At 54.4% G+C, this 16898-nt stretch carries 16 protein-coding genes; 14 read left to right on the top strand and 2 right to left on the bottom strand.

Features of this window, described 5'->3' with window-relative positions; genetic code table 11:
• Positions 1 to 4: 4 nt before the first annotated feature.
• The 12 genes from DA718_RS01060 (at position 5) to araD (ending at position 11070) form a co-directional block, all read left to right on the top strand.
• The gene (locus tag DA718_RS01060) at positions 5 to 1114 is read left to right on the top strand and encodes an ABC transporter substrate-binding protein (protein ID WP_112215960.1); all 1110 of its coding nucleotides are present in this window, start codon (positions 5 to 7) and stop codon (positions 1112 to 1114) included.
• The gene (locus DA718_RS01055; protein WP_112215959.1) at positions 1115 to 1987 is read left to right on the top strand and encodes an SMP-30/gluconolactonase/LRE family protein; all 873 of its coding nucleotides are present in this window, start codon (positions 1115 to 1117) and stop codon (positions 1985 to 1987) included.
• Positions 1988 to 2103: 116 nt separating this feature from the next.
• Complete coding sequence (gene yiaK / locus DA718_RS01050; RefSeq protein ID WP_112215958.1) at positions 2104 to 3102, top strand: 3-dehydro-L-gulonate 2-dehydrogenase; 999 nt, start codon at positions 2104 to 2106, stop codon at positions 3100 to 3102.
• An 11-nt stretch (positions 3103 to 3113) separates the two neighbouring features.
• The gene (locus DA718_RS01045) at positions 3114 to 3581 is read left to right on the top strand and encodes a YhcH/YjgK/YiaL family protein (RefSeq protein ID WP_112215957.1); all 468 of its coding nucleotides are present in this window, start codon (positions 3114 to 3116) and stop codon (positions 3579 to 3581) included.
• A 31-nt stretch (positions 3582 to 3612) separates the two neighbouring features.
• The gene (locus tag DA718_RS01040; RefSeq protein ID WP_376767886.1) at positions 3613 to 4548 is read left to right on the top strand and encodes a DUF4862 family protein; all 936 of its coding nucleotides are present in this window, start codon (positions 3613 to 3615) and stop codon (positions 4546 to 4548) included.
• 64 nt (positions 4549 to 4612) lie between these two features.
• Positions 4613 to 5086: a 2,3-diketo-L-gulonate TRAP transporter small permease YiaM gene (gene yiaM / locus DA718_RS01035; RefSeq protein WP_112215955.1), complete on the top strand. Its 474-nt coding sequence runs from the start codon at positions 4613 to 4615 to the stop codon at positions 5084 to 5086.
• Positions 5087 to 5088: 2 nt separating this feature from the next.
• Complete coding sequence (gene yiaN / locus DA718_RS01030) at positions 5089 to 6366, top strand: 2,3-diketo-L-gulonate TRAP transporter large permease YiaN (protein ID WP_112215954.1); 1278 nt, start codon at positions 5089 to 5091, stop codon at positions 6364 to 6366.
• 13 nt (positions 6367 to 6379) lie between these two features.
• Positions 6380 to 7366 (top strand): 2,3-diketo-L-gulonate TRAP transporter substrate-binding protein YiaO, encoded by a 987-nt coding sequence (gene yiaO, locus DA718_RS01025; RefSeq protein WP_112215953.1) that lies wholly within the window; start codon positions 6380 to 6382, stop codon positions 7364 to 7366.
• Between the two features lie 3 nt (positions 7367 to 7369).
• Positions 7370 to 8866 carry an FGGY-family carbohydrate kinase gene (locus tag DA718_RS01020; protein WP_112215952.1) on the top strand — a complete coding sequence of 499 codons (1497 nt, stop codon included), beginning with the start codon at positions 7370 to 7372 and terminating at the stop codon, positions 8864 to 8866.
• Positions 8863 to 9525, top strand: coding sequence for a 3-keto-L-gulonate-6-phosphate decarboxylase UlaD (gene ulaD, locus DA718_RS01015; protein ID WP_112215951.1), 663 nt, complete (start codon positions 8863 to 8865; stop codon positions 9523 to 9525). The genes DA718_RS01020 and ulaD overlap by 4 nt, the downstream gene beginning before the upstream one ends.
• Positions 9518 to 10378 (top strand): L-ribulose-5-phosphate 3-epimerase, encoded by an 861-nt coding sequence (locus DA718_RS01010; RefSeq protein ID WP_112215950.1) that lies wholly within the window; start codon positions 9518 to 9520, stop codon positions 10376 to 10378. The genes ulaD and DA718_RS01010 overlap by 8 nt, the downstream gene beginning before the upstream one ends.
• Positions 10372 to 11070, top strand: coding sequence for an L-ribulose-5-phosphate 4-epimerase (gene araD, locus DA718_RS01005; protein WP_112215949.1), 699 nt, complete (start codon positions 10372 to 10374; stop codon positions 11068 to 11070). The genes DA718_RS01010 and araD overlap by 7 nt, the downstream gene beginning before the upstream one ends.
• 289 nt (positions 11071 to 11359) lie before the next feature.
• Here the strand turns inward: araD and envZ are convergent, their stop codons facing one another.
• Positions 11360 to 12721: a two-component system sensor histidine kinase EnvZ gene (gene envZ, locus DA718_RS01000; RefSeq protein WP_112215948.1), complete on the bottom strand. Its 1362-nt coding sequence runs from the start codon at positions 12719 to 12721 to the stop codon at positions 11360 to 11362.
• Positions 12718 to 13437, bottom strand: coding sequence for an osmolarity response regulator transcription factor OmpR (ompR, locus tag DA718_RS00995; RefSeq protein WP_006177890.1), 720 nt, complete (start codon positions 13435 to 13437; stop codon positions 12718 to 12720). The genes envZ and ompR overlap by 4 nt, the downstream gene beginning before the upstream one ends.
• Positions 13438 to 13673: 236 nt before the next feature.
• Here ompR and greB point away from each other — a divergent pair, with 236 nt between their 5' ends.
• Entirely contained in the window at positions 13674 to 14147 is a 474-nt protein-coding gene (greB, locus tag DA718_RS00990; RefSeq protein ID WP_110276279.1) for a transcription elongation factor GreB, read from the top strand.
• A 250-nt stretch (positions 14148 to 14397) separates the two neighbouring features.
• Positions 14398 to 16734, top strand: a complete 2337-nt coding sequence (locus DA718_RS00985; protein ID WP_112215946.1) for a Tex family protein — start codon at positions 14398 to 14400, stop codon at positions 16732 to 16734.
• The last annotated feature ends 164 nt before the right edge of the window (positions 16735 to 16898 follow it).

Raw genomic sequence — 16898 nt, 5'->3', positions numbered from 1 at the left:
GAAAATGAACAAAAAAATAGTTTCTTATCTCCTGGCTACGGGTCTGTTAATCACCTCCGGCGCAACGCTTGCTGAAGACGCCTTCGTTGAGCAGGCCAAAGCCGCTATTGCCAAAGCAACCTCTCCGGTCACTGAGTGGGACGGGCCGACGCAGGGGCCGAAATTGCAGGCAAATAAAAAGATCATTTTTATTGCTTCGGACATGAAAAATGGCGGCGTACTTGGTGTGAAAGAGGGCTTAGCCGAAGCCGCCAGTGCCGCAGGCTGGTCGCTGGATGTTCTGGATGGTGCGGGCTCAGTTAAAGACCAGTTGGCGGCATTAAATCAGGCCATTGCCCGTAAACCTGATGGCATCGTCATCGGCGGATGGAACCCTAACGTAGCAAAAATTCCGCTGAAGAAAGCCGTAAGAGAAGGCATTATTCTTACCGCCTGGCACGCCGTACCTGCCCCCGGTCCGGTGCCTTCGTACAACATTTTTTATAATGTCACTTCTGATTCTAACGAAGTGTCGCGCATGGCTGCTTTGTATGCCGTTGCGCAATCAAACGGCACGGCAAAAGTGCTGATCTTCACGGATTCTCTCTACCAAATCGCGCTGGATAAGGCGAATGCCATGAAAGAGGTCATCAACCAGTGCCAGGGCTGTAAAGTCGTGGAGTTTATTGATACGCCGCTTGCCGATACGTCAAATCGTATGCCCGGTATGACCTATAGCCTGATACAAAAATATGGCGATGATTTTCAGTATTCACTGGCAATAAACGACCTCTATTTTGACTTTATGGCCCCGGCACTGCAAAGCACCAACAAAGGCAGCAAGGGCACGCCACCGTTCAACATCTCTGCCGGGGATGGCTCAGTTACCGCTTACCAGCGCGTGCGGGATGACAGAAGCCAGATTGCTACCGTACCCGAGCCATTAAAACTGCATGGTTGGCAATTACTGGATGAGTTCAACCGTGCATTTGCCGGGGAAAAGCCCTCAGGCTATATCACCCCAGCGCATCTGGTCACCAAAGAGAATATAAATGCCGACGGTGGCCAGAAAAACGAATTTGACCCGGGCAATGATTACCGCACGCATTACAAAGCAATATGGGGCGTGAAATAAATGACGGCGTATACCTTCCACACCCCAGATAGCGTGGAGCGCCTCTGCTCTCCCGCCATCTGGGCTGAAGGACCGGTCTGGCTTCCAACGCAGCAGCGTCTGATTTTCAGCGATGTTAAAGGCAACAGGATGTTCAGCTGGGATGACCGACATGGCGTCAGTCTGTTTCGCGCCGAGTCCCATTTTGCCAATGGGAACGCGCTTGATGGGCAAGGAAGAATCATTACCTGTGAGCATGGTCGCCGCGGTATCAGCCGTACTGACGCCGACGGCACCTGCTCGATGCTGGTCGATAAAATCGAAGGGCGTCGGTTTAATTCCCCCAACGATGTCGCTATCCGTCAGGATGGCTCGATTTGGTTCACCGATCCCCCCTACGGCATTACCAGCAACGAAGAGGGGTATCGCGCTGAGAGTCAGGTCATTGGCTGTTATGTGTACCGATTTGATCCGGACTGCGGGCAGGTTGCCATCGCCATTTGCGACACACAGCGACCAAACGGGATAGCCTTTTCGCCTGATGACCGCTGGCTTTATATCGCTGATATGTCGGTGATTGATTTCCCGCAGCAGGGTCGCCGCGAGATACGAGCTTATAGGCTGACGGGTGATAACGCCCTGTTTTCACACGTTGTCGCCCAGATTGCCCCCGGTATTCCGGACGGTTTTTGTGTCGACCGGGCGGGCAATATCTACTGCAGTTGTGAAAATGGCGTTCTTATCCTTTCAGCACAAGGATCTCTGCTGGAAAAAATCGCCATTCCAGAGCGCGTATCAAACTGCACTTTTGGTGGAAAGGACAATAGTGAGCTGTACATTACGGCGACCACATCGCTCTATCGCGTAGCGATCAACGCAGCTAAAGCACGGTAATAAATCAGCAAAATGCATGCCGACAGCGCTTCTGTCAGCTTTTTTTTGCCCCTGAATAATATTTTTGGAACCAGATTTCACTATGTGAAACAAACAAAACCCAACGGAGACGACGTATGTTACTTAGCTTTGCAGACCTGAAGAATGAGTTTGCCCGCGTCCTGACGGCCCGGGGCGTAGCAGCCGAAACCGCTGACGCCTGCGCGGAGATGTTCGCACGCACCACCGAGTCAGGCGTCTATTCCCATGGCGTAAACCGCTTCCCGCGCTTTATTCAGCAACTGGAAAACGGCGATATTATTCCTGACGCACAGCCAGAACGCATCACCACGCTGGGCGCGATAGAACAGTGGGATGCCCAGCGTTCGATCGGTAACCTCACCGCCCAAAAGATGATGGACAGAGCCATAGAACTGGCCTCCAGCCACGGTATTGGGCTGGTCGCGGTACGCAATGCCAACCACTGGATGCGCGGCGGCAGCTATGGCTGGCAGGCGGCAGAAAAAGGCTACATTGGCATTTGCTGGACCAACTCCATTGCAGTGATGCCACCGTGGGGAGCGAAAGAGTGTCGCATCGGTACCAACCCGCTGATCGTTGCCATCCCGTCAACGCCAATCACCATGGTTGATATGTCGATGTCGATGTTCTCCTACGGCATGCTGGAAGTTAACCGTCTCGCTGGTCGTAAACTTCCGGTTGACGGGGGCTTTGATGACGATGGCAACTTAACCAAAGAACCTGGCGTAATTGAAAAAAACAGGCGCATTCTGCCAATGGGATACTGGAAAGGCTCCGGTATGTCCATCGTGCTGGACATGATAGCGACGCTGCTCTCCGATGGCGCATCGGTTGCTGAGGTTACCGAAGATAACAGCGATGAATACGGCATCTCGCAGATTTTCATCGCTATCGAAGTTGATAAGTTAATTGACGGCGCGACCCGCGACGCCAAGCTACAACGCATCATGGACTTTATCACCACTGCCGAACGCGCAGATGAAAACGTCGCAGTCCGCCTCCCAGGCCATGAGTTCACTCGCTTGTTAGAGGAGAATCGCCGCAACGGTATCACCGTTGATGACAGCGTATGGGCGAAGATCAAATCATTGTAGAGGGAAACATTATGATTTTTGGTCATATTTCACAACCGAATCCCTACCGACTTCCGGCAGCGATTGAAAAAGCACTCGACTTCCTGCGTACCACCGACTTTCAAACGCTGGAACCTGGAGTGGTTGAAATTGAAGGAAGGACTATTTACGCGCAAATACTCGATCTCACCACCCGGCCCTATACGGAAATATTGCCTGAAGTACATCGCCGATATCTGGATGTTCAATTTATGGCGTGGGGTGAGGAAAAGATCGGGCTGGCTATCGATACCGGGAATAACGAAATTAGCGAGTCGCTGCTGGAACAACGCGACATTATTTACTACCACGACAGTGAACATGAATCATTTTTTGAAATGATACCGGGCAGCTATGCCATCTTTTTTCCACAAGATGTGCATCGCCCAGGGTGTAATAAAAAAGAAGCAACGGCAATAAGGAAAGTTGTGGTCAAAATAGCGCTAACTGCGCTGAGTTAATACAACTTCTATTCAGGAGCGGTAAATGAAAATGAATCATACCGGTTTTATAATCGGTGCGTACCCCTGTGCGCCCTCATTTCACCAACAAAATGAAAAGCTGGAGATGGAATTCTGGCGACAGCTTGCTGACACGCCGCATATCCGCGGTCTGGAACAGCCGTGCCTGGAAAATCTTCACCCCTACGGTGATGAGTGGTTATTACGCCACACCCCGGCTGAATGGCAAATTGTGGTGACTGCGATTATGGAAACCATGCGCCGTCGCGGCGAAAACGGCAGTTTTGGCCTTGCCTCCAGCGATGAAACCCAGCGTAAAACCTGTGTCGATTACTATCGCCACCTGTATCAGAAGATTAATAAGCTCAATGCCAACAGCGCCGGGAAGGTCATCGCCCTTGAACTGCATGCCGCACCGCTGGCAGGTAATCCGAACGTGGCTCAAGCCACCGATGCCTTTGCCCGTTCACTGAAAGAGATTGCCGGTTGGGACTGGTCCTGCGATCTGGTGCTGGAACATTGCGATGCCATGACCGGCACCACTCCCCGTAAGGGATTCCTGCCATTAGAAAACGTGCTGGAAGTCATCGCTGACTATGACATCGGCGTCTGTATTAACTGGGCGCGTTCAGCGATTGAGGGCCGGAATACATCGCTGCCGCGACAGCATGCATTAAGCGCCCAACGCGCAGGTAAATTGCGTGGCCTGATGTTCTCCGGTACCACGCAAACGGGGGATTACGGTGAATGGCAAGATCTTCATGCTCCCTTTGCCCCTTTCTGCCCGGAAAGCATCATGACGCTCGACCATGTTAAAGAATTATTGAATATAGCGCCGCCATCCGCATTACATTTTTCCGGTATTAAGCTGTTGGAAATAGATGCTAATGCTGATATCCAGCATCGTATAGAGATATTACGCGATGGTATTTCTTTAATGGAAAAAGCATATCAAGAGAGCTCTTAACTTTGCCATCTAAAAACTTTAATGCACATTTTCATTAACAGAAATATAGTCTGAAGGAACGCTAATGAAGAGAATACTCGAAGCCATTCTCGCACTCATAATTGCAGTGCTATCATGCATTGTTTTTATTAATATAATTTTACGCTATGGCTTTCACACCAGCATATTATCAGTAGATGAATTATCTCGTTTTCTGTTCGTCTGGCTGACCTTTATTGGTGCGATAGTGGCCTTTATGGATGGCAGCCATGTGCAGGTTTCCTTTCTGGTCGAAAAGCTCTCGCCGAATAATCAGCGGCGCATGGCGATATTAACCCACTCGCTCGTCTTACTCCTCTGCCTTGCGCTTGCTGTGGGGACCACGAAAAAAACGCTTCAGGACTGGAGCGACCTCTCCCCAATTCTGAGTTTACCGGTTGGTTTGATGTATGCCGCAACCCTTCCCACCAGCCTGGTTATCGCGCTGCTTGAAATTCGGCATTTATATCGCCTGATAACGCGCGCCTCCCCAACCCAGCAGCCGCCGCAAGGAGTCTGATAATGACCGTAGTGATATTTCTTGTCAGCTTGTTAGGCTCAATTGCGATTGGTGTGCCGATTGCGTGGTCCCTGCTGCTGTGCGGCGTGGCGCTGATGCTCTGGATGGATATTTTTGACGTACAAATCCTCGCCCAGACGTTGGTCAACGGTGCTGACAGCTTCTCTCTGCTGGCGATTCCCTTTTTTATACTGGCCGGCGAGATAATGAATGCAGGCGGCCTGTCGCAGCGCATTGTCGATCTCCCGATGAAGCTGGTTGGACATAAAGCCGGTGGTCTGGGCTATGTCGGCGTATTAGCCGCGATGATCATGGCGAGCCTTTCCGGCTCTGCGGTAGCGGATACCGCCGCCGTCGCTGCGCTACTGATTCCCATGATGCGCCAGGCCAACTATCCGGTAAACCGCGCCGCGGGGCTTATCGGTTCTGGCGGGATTATCGCCGCGATTATCCCGCCATCCATCCCGTTAATTATCTTCGGCGTTTCCAGCGGCCTGTCTATCAGTAAGCTGTTTATGGCCGGAATAGCGCCGGGCATCATGATGGGCGCGGCGCTAATGCTTACCTGGTGGTGGCAGGCCAGTCGGCTAAACCTTCCCCGTCAGCCAAAAGCCTCCATGCGGGAAGTTTGGCAGTCATTAAAATCGGGGATTTGGGCGCTGTTCTTACCCGTGATTATTATTGGCGGTTTCCGTTCAGGTTTATTCACCCCAACAGAAGCCGGTGCCGTCGCAGCCTTCTACGCCCTATTTGTTGCCGTCGTTATCTACCGCGAAATGACCTTCGCTACACTTTATCGTGTTCTGGTTGGTGCCGCTAAAACCACTTCTGTTGTTATGTTTTTAGTTGCCGCCGCCGCCGTTTCCGCATGGCTTATTACCATCGCAGAACTTCCAATGATGGTCTCTGATTTGCTACAGCCGTTAGTGGATTCTCCGCGACTGTTATTTATCGTCATTATGCTGGCTATTATGATGATAAGTACCGTAATGGACCTGACCCCAACCGTTTTAATTCTTACGCCGGTATTAATGCCGCTAGTCAGAGAAGCCGGAATAGACCCTATCTATTTTGGTATCATGTTTATTATCAACTGTTCTATTTCTCTTATTACTCCTCCCGTCGGTAACGTCCTCAACGTTATCTGCGGCGTTGCAAAACTCAAATTTGATGATGCTGTAAAAGGCGTTGCGCCTTACGTCATGGTTTTGTTCATGCTTCTGGGCCTATTTATTTTTATTCCAGAGTTGATTACCACCCCTCTCAAATGGATGAGCTAAAAAGGAAAATATAATGAAACTACGTTCTGTTACCTACACATTATTAATGGCTGGTCTGGTTACATTTACTATGTCATCTCAGGCAGCACAATCCTTACGTTTTGGTTATGAAACCTCACAAACAGACTCGCAGCATATTGCGGCGAAAAAATTCAATGAGCTCTTAAAAGAAAAAACCAATGGCGAGTTGGTTTTAAAACTCTTTCCTGACAGTACGCTGGGTAATGCGCAGGCGATGATCAGCGGCGTGCGTGGCGGCATGATCGACATGGAAATGTCCGGCTCAAATAACTTTGCCGGTCTGGCTCCGGTGATGAATCTGCTGGACGTCCCTTTCCTGTTCCGCGATACCGCGCACGCGCACAAAACGCTTGATGGAAAAGTCGGTGATGAGCTGAAAAAAGATCTCGAACCCAAGGGATTAAAAGTGCTGGCCTACTGGGAAAACGGTTGGCGCGATGTCACCAACTCTCGTGCGCCGGTGAAAACACCAGATGATTTGAAAGGCTTAAAAATCCGGACCAACAACAGCCCAATGAATATTGCCGCATTTAGAATCTTCGGCGCTAATCCCATTCCTATGCCATTTGCCGAAGTCTATACCGGCCTCGAAACCCGTACGATTGATGCCCAGGAACACCCTATCAACGTCGTGTGGTCAGCAAAATTCTATGAGGTACAGAAATACCTCTCCCTCACCCATCACGCATATTCACCTCTGCTGGTCGTGATCAATAAATCTAAATTCGACTCCCTGAGCCCGAATATCCAGCAAGCGCTGCTGAGTTCTGCCAAAGAAGCGGGTGACTACCAGCGAAAACTGGTCGCCGAAGATCAGCAAAAAATTATCGATGGCATGAAAGAAGCTGGCGTTGAAGTCCTGACCGACATCGACCGTAAAGCCTTTAGTGACGCACTCGGTACGCAGGTACGCGATATGTTCCTGAAAGACAACCCGCAGGGCGCCGACCTTCTGAAAGCCGTGGATGAGGTGCAATAAGTCATGAGCAATTACTGGCTGGGGTTAGATTGTGGTGGGAGTTGGCTAAAAGCCGGATTGTACGATGGCGCAGGCCGGGAAGTAGCTGTGCAACGCCTGCCGCTGCACGCTTTAAGCCCGCAGCCAGGCTGGGTTGAACGCGATATGACCGAGTTGTGGCAGCAGTGCGCTTCGGTCATCAGCAAACTGCTGGCGCACACGGGGGTGAATGGTTCACAAATCCGTGGTCTGGGTATTTCAGCTCAGGGGAAGGGCCTGTTTCTGTTAGATAAAAGCGATCGGCCATTAGGTAAAGCGATGCTCTCTTCCGATCGTCGCGCCATGGAAATCGTCCAGCGCTGGCAAAAAGAGGCGATTCCCCAAAAACTCTACCCGCTGACTCGGCAAACCCTCTGGACCGGGCATCCTGTCTCCCTTTTACGCTGGGTAAAAGAGAATGAGCCGCAGCGCTATGCGCAGATAGGCTGCGTGATGATGACGCATGACTATCTGCGCTGGTGCTTAACCGGCGTGAAAGGCTGCGAAGAGAGCAATATCTCCGAGTCCAATCTCTACAACATGGCGACGGGTCAGTACGACCCTCGCCTGACCGAATGGCTGGGCATCAGCGAAATCAACGGCGCACTGCCCCCCATCGTCGGCTCAGCAGAAATATGCGGGGAAATCACCGCTCAGGCAGCCGCCATCACTGGTCTGGCGGCGGGCACCCCCGTCGTCGGCGGCCTGTTTGACGTGGTTTCCACCGCACTCTGCGCCGGTATTGAAGATGAATACACCCTCAATGCAGTAATGGGTACCTGGGCCGTCACCAGCGGTATCGCTCACGGTCTGCGCGACCATGAGGCGCATCCTTACGTCTATGGCCGCTACGTCAATGACGGGCAGTACATCGTTCACGAAGCCAGCCCGACCTCCTCCGGCAATCTGGAGTGGTTCACCGCCCAGTGGGGGGAGATCTCTTTCGATGAAATTAATCAGGCCGTTGCCAGCCTGCCGAAAGCCGGTAGCGACCTCTTTTTTCTCCCGTTTCTCTACGGCAGCAACGCCGGGCTGGAGATGACCTGCGGTTTTTACGGCATGCAGGCACTGCACACCCGCGCGCACCTGCTACAGGCGCTCTATGAAGGCGTGGTGTTCAGCCATATGACCCACCTCAACCGCATGCGTGAGCGCTTTACCGAGGTTCACACCCTGCGCGTCACCGGCGGCCCGGCGCACTCCGACGTCTGGATGCAGATGCTGGCGGACGTCAGCGGTTTACGCATTGAGCTGCCGCAGGTGGAGGAGACCGGCTGCTTTGGCGCGGCCCTCGCGTCTCGCGTCGGCACCGGCGTATATCGCAATTTTAGCGATGCCCAACGCGCTCTCCAGCACCCGGTGCGCACGCTGCTACCTGACATGACCGCACACACCCTCTATCAGCGCAAATACCGCCAATACCAAGATTTGATTGAAGCACTACAGGGCTATCACGCCCGTATTAAGGAGCACACATTATGAGCCGACCCCTACTGCAACTGGCGCTCGACCACACCAATCTGGAGGCCGCAAGCCGCGATGTTGCCCTGCTACAGGACCATGTCGATATCGTTGAAGCGGGCACCATCCTTTGTTTAACCGAAGGCCTTAGCGCGGTGAAAGCCCTGCGAGCACAGTGCCCAGAAAAAATCATCGTCGCCGACTGGAAGGTGGCCGATGCTGGCGAAACCCTGGCGCAGCAGGCGTTTACCGCCGGAGCTAACTGGATGACTATCATCTGCGCCGCGCCGCTCGCCACGGTCGAGAAAGGCCACGCCGTTGCCAAGTCCTGCGGCGGTGAAATTCAAATGGAACTGTTCGGTAACTGGACGCTGGACGACGCCCGAGACTGGTATCGCGTCGGGGTTCGCCAGGCGATTTATCACCGCGGACGCGATGCGCAGGCCAGCGGGCAGCTGTGGGGCGAAGCGGATCTGACGCGTATGAAAGCGTTGTCCGACATCGGCCTTGAACTATCGATTACCGGCGGTATTACCCCAGCGGATCTGCCGCTGTTCCGCGACATTAACGTCAAGGCGTTTATCGCCGGACGGGCGCTGGCAGGAGCTGCCCATCCGGCACAGGTCGCCGCCGAATTCCACGCCCAAATTGACGCCATCTGGGGAAAAAAGCATGCGTAATCATCCATTAGGTATTTACGAGAAAGCACTGGCGAAAGATCTCAGTTGGCCGGAGCGGCTGGTGCTGGCAAAAAGCTGCGGTTTTGATTTTGTTGAGATGTCGGTGGATGAAACGGATGAACGCCTTTCGCGCCTCGAATGGACTTCGGCTCAGCGCGCATCGCTGGTGAGCGCGATGCTGGAAAGCGGCGTCGCCATCCCATCCATGTGCTTGTCCGCCCATCGTCGCTTCCCTTTCGGCAGCCGCGATGAAGCGGTTCGCAAACGGGCGAGGGAGATCATGACTAAAGCCATTCGCCTGGCGCGCGATCTCGGTATCCGCACCATCCAGCTGGCAGGTTACGACGTCTATTACGAAGAGCACGACGAAGGCACCCAGCAACGTTTCGCCGAAGGGCTGGCCTGGGCGGTGGAACAAGCCGCAGCGGCTCAAGTGATGCTGGCGGTGGAGATCATGGATACCGCGTTTATGAACTCCATCAGTAAGTGGAAAAAGTGGGACGAGATGCTTTCGTCACCGTGGTTCACCGTTTATCCAGACGTCGGCAACCTCAGCGCCTGGGGGAACGACGTGACCGCCGAACTGAAGCTGGGTATCGACCGTATCGCAGCTATCCACCTGAAAGACACGTTGCCGGTGACCGGTGACAGCCCCGGCCAGTTCCGCGACGTGCCGTTTGGCGAAGGATGCGTTGATTTTGTTGGCATCTTCAAAACGCTACATGAGCTGAATTATCGCGGTTCATTTCTGATTGAGATGTGGACAGAGAAAGCCAGCGAGCCGGTGCTGGAAATTATCCAGGCCCGCCGCTGGATTGAATCACGGATGCAGGAAGGAGGTTTCACATGTTAGAGCAACTGAAAGCCGAGGTGCTGACGGCAAACCTGGCGCTTCCGGCGCACGGGCTGGTCACCTTTACCTGGGGCAACGTCAGCGCGGTCGATGAGACGCGCAAACTGATGATCATCAAGCCTTCCGGCGTTGAATATGAGGTGATGACCGCCGACGATATGGTGGTAGTAGAGATCGCCAGCGGTAAGGTCGTTGAAGGCAACAAAAAACCGTCGTCCGATACCGCGACCCATCTGGCGCTCTATCGCCGCTATCCACAGATCGGTGGGATCGTGCATACCCATTCCCGCCATGCGACGATCTGGTCGCAGGCCGGGCTCGACCTGCCCGCCTGGGGCACCACCCACGCCGACTATTTCTATGGCGCGATCCCCTGTACCCGACTGATGACCGTTGAGGAAATTAACGGCGAATACGAGTATCAGACCGGCGAGGTGATTATTAAAACCTTTGAACAGCGCGGTCTGGATCCGGCGCAAATCCCGGCGGTATTAGTTCATTCACACGGCCCGTTTGCCTGGGGTAAAAATGCCGCTGACGCCGTGCACAACGCCGTGGTCCTTGAGGAGTGTGCCTATATGGGGCTGTTCTCACGCCAGTTGGCCCCGCAGTTGCCGGATATGCAGTCTGAACTGCTCGATAAACACTATCTGCGTAAACACGGCGCGAATGCCTATTACGGGCAAAACTAACGCCCGGCAATCCGGGGATGTCTCTGACTGAAATTTCGTGCGCGCTTTCCCGGGGGCGGCGCTTAACGCGCCTTGCCCGGGCTACGGGTTCATGGGGTTTTGTAGCCCGGGCAGGTGCGCAGCACCGCCCCCGGGAAGCCACGAACCTCCGCACTCAGGTAGACCGGATAGGGCGCCAGCCGCAACCCGGGGATGTCTCTGACTGAAATATCGCGCGGACTTTCCCGGGGGCGCTGCTTAACGCGCCTTGCCCGGGCGACAAAACCGGGCGCGCCGGGTTGTTGCAGACTTAACTCTCTTTGGTCGGTTTTATTGGCGGCAGGGCGCGATTCACCGGAACCGGAAACCAGGCACGAATCAATAACCCACCGCGCTCGCTGGAGCCCAGCTCCAGCTTGCCATTATGGTTATCGACAATACGCTGAACGATAGCTAACCCCAGGCCCGTTCCGCTGATGGTGCGGGCGCTGTCACCACGAACGAACGGCTGGAACAGATGCTCGCGTTGCTCTGGTTTAATGCCCGGACCGTCATCCTCAACCTGGAACCATGCCCGACCACCTTCGCTCCCGCTGCTGACTTTAATCCAGCCGTTACCATAGCGGGCGGCGTTCACGACCATATTGGCCAACGCGCGCTTGATAGACAGCGGATGTATCCGCAGCGGAATTTCACCAGCCTGCAGGTCGGTGGCGATTTCACGCTCGTAGCCGCTTTCGGCCGCAATCACTTCACCCAACACCGAGTTAAGGTCAGCCAGCTCCATCGGCATCTCCTGGCCAGTGCGCAGGTAGTCGATAAACTGCTCGATGATGGCGTTGCACTCTTCAATATCTTTATTAATCGACTCGGCAAGGTAACCGTCCTCTTCGCTCATCATCTCCGTCGCCAGACGGATGCGCGTCAGCGGCGTACGCAGATCGTGACTCACCCCGGCCATCAGCAGCGTACGGTCATCCGCTAGCTGTTTGACGCCCGACGCCATATGGTTAAAGGCTCGGGTTACCGAACGAACTTCCGATGCGCCGTATTCGCGCAACGGTGGAGGAATAATGCCTCGCCCGACCTGAAGCGCTGCGTGCTCCAGGTCGACAAGAGGTCGGTTCTGAATTCGAATAAAGAGCCAGGCGCCGCCAATCGCCAACAGCATAATCGCCAGGGTATAGCGGAACAGCGGCGAGAAGTCGCCCTGATGGATTTCGGTCAGCGGGACGCGCACCCAGATATTGGGCGAGAGCCAGGTTTTCAGCCAGACCACGGGGGAGCTTTTGTTCACCTCAACCCGCACCTCGGTCGGCCCGCCCAGCTGATGCGCCATCTGCTGACTTAAGAATTCGTAATGCTGCGCCCAGCGCAGGCCTGCGTCTTCCGCCGCTTCATTGGAATAAAGCGAAATGCCCAGCTCGCGGTAAATCTCGCGCCGAAACGCCGGCGGCACCACCAGTTGGGTGCCATCTTCCAGTTGCAGCTTATCGGTCATCAGCATACGGACTTCGTAGGCCAGAACCTTATTAAACTGCTGAAGACTCGGCAGGATCGCGAAATTCAGCACCACTAAATAGGTCGTCACCAGACTGACGAACAGCAAGGTGACAATCAGTAGCAGGGTGCGGGCAAATGAGCTTCGCGGCGAAAAGCGCACGCGTTTCATGCCTTAGCGCCGTCCGGTACGAAGACGTAGCCCAGGCCCCAAACGGTCTGGATATAGCGTGGATGTGCTGGATCTTCTTCCACCATGCGGCGCAGGCGGGAGATTTGTACGTCGATGGAACGCTCCATTGCCGAGTACTCACGGCCACGGGCGAGGTTCATCAGCTTATCGCGGGACAGCGGCTCACGCGGGTGGCTAACCAGCGCTTTCAGCACCGCGAATTCACCGCTGGTCAGCGGCATTGGCTCATCTTCACGGAACATCTCGCGAGTGCCGAGGTTCAGTTTGAACTTACCGAAGGCGATAACCGCTTCTTCTTGTGACGGCGCACCCGGCAATTCGTTGGCCTGGCGGCGCAGCACGGCGCGGATGCGGGCCAGCAGTTCACGTGGGTTAAACGGTTTTGGAATGTAGTCGTCAGCGCCAATTTCCAGGCCAACGATACGATCAACTTCTTCCCCTTTTGCCGTCACCATAATGATCGGCATCGGGTTGCTTTGGCTACGCAGGCGACGGCAAATGGACAGGCCATCTTCGCCAGGTAGCATGAGATCCAACACCATCAGGTGGAAGGACTCTCGGGTCAGCAGGCGATCCATCTGTTCAGCGTTCGCCACGCTACGAACCTGGAAGCCCTGCTCGGTCAGATAACGTTCGAGTAGCGCACGCAGGCGCATGTCGTCATCGACAACCAGAATCTTATAATTCTCTTGCATTGTTTATACTCCCAAAGGTTCACTGCATTTGTCAGTGCGTATTCTCAAAAAAGCCCGGGTCGCTCACCAGCGAAATCTGGTATATATTCCAGGCTAAATTGTTACAAAGCATATTTAACAGCAGCTTAAGTATACATTTAAGCATAAGACACATTATTTATCCTGTCGGTATTATTACGTGCGACGAATTGTGCGCACCATCGCACAAAGATGTGTAACAGGAACCAGGACTCCCGATGAAAACGCCGCTGATCACCCGTGAAGGGTATGAAAAACTTAAAAAAGAGATGGATTATCTGTGGCGCGAAGAGCGCCCGGAAGTCACAAAAAAAGTGACCTGGGCGGCGAGCCTCGGCGACCGCAGCGAGAACGCCGACTACCAGTACAACAAAAAACGCCTGCGCGAAATCGACCGCCGGGTGCGCTACCTGACCAAATGCCTTGAGCATCTGAAAATCGTTGATTACTCCCCGCAGCAGGAAGGCAAGGTGTTCTTCGGCGCGTGGGTGGAGATTGAAAACGATGATGGCGATACCAAGCGCTTTCGCATCGTCGGCTATGATGAAATCTTCGGGCGCAACGACTACATCTCAATTGATTCGCCAATGGCGCGCGCGCTGCTGAAAAAAGAGGTCGGCGACCTGGCTATCGTTAACACACCTGCGGGGGAAGCCGCCTGGTATGTGAATGAGATTGAATACGTCAAATAAGAGCCTATCCCATTAAGGCTATTTTGCTTGCCATTTTGAACCTGGGCAGTGCTCAGAATCCTCACGTACTACGTGTACGCTCCGGTTCTTCCGCGCTGTCCGTGTTCAAACTGTCTTCGCCAATTACGCCTACTGAGATAGGCTCTAAGCCCTGGAACATTCCGAGAGGCTTTGGTCGTGGCTGGCATTTTGCTGTGTCAGTCCGTATAACTATCCCCCTGATTTTTGATCCTAAAGATGAATTAAACCCATGATGAATGATTCGCTCTGCCGCATTATTGCGGGTGAACTTCAGGCCAGGGCTGAACAGGTAGAAGCTGCCGTTCGCCTGCTTGATGAAGGGAACACCGTGCCGTTTATCGCACGCTATCGTAAAGAAGTCACCGGCGGTCTGGATGACACGCAGCTGCGTAATCTGGAAACCCGCCTGGGTTATCTGCGTGAACTCGAAGACCGCCGCCAGACGATCCTCAAGTCCATCGGCGAACAAGGCAAACTGACCGAGGCGCTGGAAAAAGCCATCAACGGTACGTTGAGTAAAACCGAGCTTGAAGACCTCTATCTGCCGTACAAACAAAAACGCCGCACGCGTGGGCAAATCGCCATTGAAGCCGGACTGGAGCCGCTGGCTGAACTGCTGTGGAACGAACCGTCCCACGATCCAGAAACCGAAGCCGTCAAATATATCGACGCCGATAAAGGCGTCGCGGATAGCAAAGCCGCTCTCGATGGTGCGCGCTATATCCTGATGGAGCGTTTCGCTGAAGATGCCGGGCTGCTGGCTAAAGTGCGTGATTATCTGTGGAAGAACGCCCACCTGGTCGCGACCGTGGTGAGTGGGAAAGAAGAGGAAGGGGCGAAATTCCGCGACTACTTCGATCATCACGAACCAATTTCTACCGTGCCGTCACATCGTGCTCTGGCCATGTTCCGCGGCCGCAACGAAGGCGTGCTGCAACTCTCTCTGAATGCCGATCCGCAGTTTGACGAGCCACCGAAAGAGAGCCATGGCGAGCAAATTATTATCAACCATCTCGGCCTGCGCTTGAATAACGCTCCTGCGGATAGCTGGCGTAAAGGCGTAGTGAGCTGGACGTGGCGTATCAAGGTGCTGATGCACCTCGAAACCGAGCTGATGGGCACCGTGCGCGAACGTGCGGAAGACGAAGCGATCAACGTTTTCGCCCGCAACCTGCATGACCTGCTGATGGCGGCCCCGGCCGGGCTACGCGCTACTATGGGTCTCGATCCCGGCCTGCGTACCGGCGTGAAGGTGGCGGTTGTCGACGGCACCGGCAAACTGGTCGCCACCGATACCATTTACCCGCATACCGGGCAGGCCGCCAAAGCGGCGGTGGCGGTAGCTGCGTTGTGTGAAAAACACAATGTTGAACTGGTGGCAATCGGCAACGGTACCGCCTCGCGTGAAACCGAACGCTTCTTCCTCGACGTGCAGCAACAGTTCCCGAAAGTGACCGCGCAGAAGGTGATCGTCAGCGAAGCGGGCGCTTCCGTCTATTCCGCCTCAGAACTGGCGGCGCTGGAGTTCCCGGACCTCGACGTTTCCCTGCGCGGCGCGGTTTCTATCGCCCGCCGTCTTCAGGATCCGCTGGCCGAACTGGTGAAAATCGACCCGAAATCCATCGGGGTTGGCCAGTATCAGCATGATGTCAGTCAGTCGCAGCTGGCGCGTAAGCTGGATGCGGTGGTTGAAGACTGCGTGAACGCCGTTGGCGTGGACCTCAACACGGCATCGGTACCACTGCTCACCCGCGTTGCCGGTCTGACCCGCATGATGGCGCAAAATGTTGTCGCCTGGCGTGATGAAAACGGTCAGTTCCAGAACCGCCAGCAACTGCTTAAAGTCAGCCGTCTGGGGCCAAAAGCGTTTGAACAGTGCGCGGGCTTCCTGCGTATCAACCACGGCGACAACCCGCTGGACGCCTCAACCGTGCACCCGGAAGCGTATCCGGTGGTTGAGCGAATTCTGGCGGCGACGCAGCAGGCGCTGCAAGATCTGATGGGTAACAGCAGCGAATTACGCAACCTACGAGCCGTTGATTTCACCGATGACAAATTCGGTGTGCCGACGGTTTCCGACATCATCAAAGAGCTGGAAAAACCGGGTCGCGACCCGCGTCCTGAGTTTAAAACCGCCCAGTTCGCCGATGGCGTCGAAACGATGAACGACCTGCTGCCGGGGATGATCCTCGAAGGCGCGGTCACCAACGTCACCAACTTCGGCGCGTTTGTTGATATCGGCGTGCATCAGGACGGTCTGGTGCACATCTCTTCGCTGTCGAATAAGTTCGTTGAAGACCCGCACACCGTGGTCAAAGCGGGCGATATCGTGAAGGTCAAAGTGATGGAAGTTGACCTGCAGCGTAAGCGTATCGCCCTGACGATGCGCCTGGACGAACAGCCTGGCGAAACCAATGCCCGTCGCGGCGGCGGGAATAACGATCGCCCTCAGGGCAATCGCCCGGCGGCAAAAGCGGCTAAGCCACCACGCGGTCGTGACGCACAGCCTGCGGGCAACAGCGCGATGATGGACGCGCTGGCCGCAGCAATGGGTAAAAAACGCTAACCCCCCTTTTCGGCCCCTCTTGCTGAGGGGCCGCTTCTCCTCGGCCATTCGCCATATTGCGCAAACAAGCATCAGTATTTTCTTATAACTTCTTAATAAGCGTGAATTGAATTTCTGAGATTAATATTTTCATTTTGTTAACTAACGAAACCTTAATTAAACAT

This window comes from Klebsiella huaxiensis, assembly GCF_003261575.2.
GTDB classification, from domain to species: domain Bacteria; phylum Pseudomonadota; class Gammaproteobacteria; order Enterobacterales; family Enterobacteriaceae; genus Klebsiella; species Klebsiella huaxiensis.
This window is presented reverse-complemented; position numbering and strand designations above follow the sequence as displayed.